Annotated in this window: 1 protein-coding gene; it reads left to right on the top strand. The window is 45.2% G+C overall.

Annotation, left to right across the window (positions count from 1 at the left end; genetic code table 11):
- A partial coding sequence (locus tag FK268_RS25885; RefSeq protein ID WP_205124525.1) for a hypothetical protein occupies positions 1–664 on the top strand: 664 nt, incomplete at both ends.

Here is a 664-nt window from a genome sequence, read left to right as displayed (position 1 = left end):
AAGCTGAACTGGCACTACTTGAGAATCGCCCTACAGTCGCTGAAGATCTCTTTCTACTTGCGGCGAAAGGGAGCAAAAGCAAAAATCTCTGCTATATCGGGGCAGCAAGAGCAGCGCAACTCTCTGGCAATATTGAAAAAAGAGATCGCTATCTACGAGAGATCGATCTTTCTGACTCTAAGCATGATCGAGAATTAGCAGAAGTACAGCGTGCTGAACTCCTCTTAGAGGCGGATGAGAATGAAAAAGCAGAATTACTTCTCAATACCCTTTTAGAGCGAGAGAAAAATTATTATGCCACGCTTCTATTAGCGGTCGCCCTTCAAAAACAGGGTAAAAATGAAGCGCTCTTTAGGCTTCTCCCCAATTTACAGAAGGCTCTTCCCCGCTTAACACCTAGCGAAGAGATCACTTACTACACCGAAAGTGTCTATAAAGCGCTCTTTGAGTATGCAAGTCAAATTAGTAAAGATTCAGATCAACTACGACTTGTATGGGGCCGCCTTCCTAAAAACCTTCAACATGAACCTGCACTCTTGATTGCATATGCCAATCGTCTACTCGATGTTGGAGATACTAAACGGGCCGAGGAGGTTCTGCGCAAAGAGATCAATCGCTCCCACAATGAGATGCTGATCCTTGCCTACGCCCATCTCTATCGAGG

The organism is Tsukamurella sputi, from assembly GCF_007858445.1.
Taxonomy (GTDB): domain Bacteria; phylum Actinomycetota; class Actinomycetes; order Mycobacteriales; family Mycobacteriaceae; genus Tsukamurella; species Tsukamurella sputi.
This window is presented reverse-complemented; position numbering and strand designations above follow the sequence as displayed.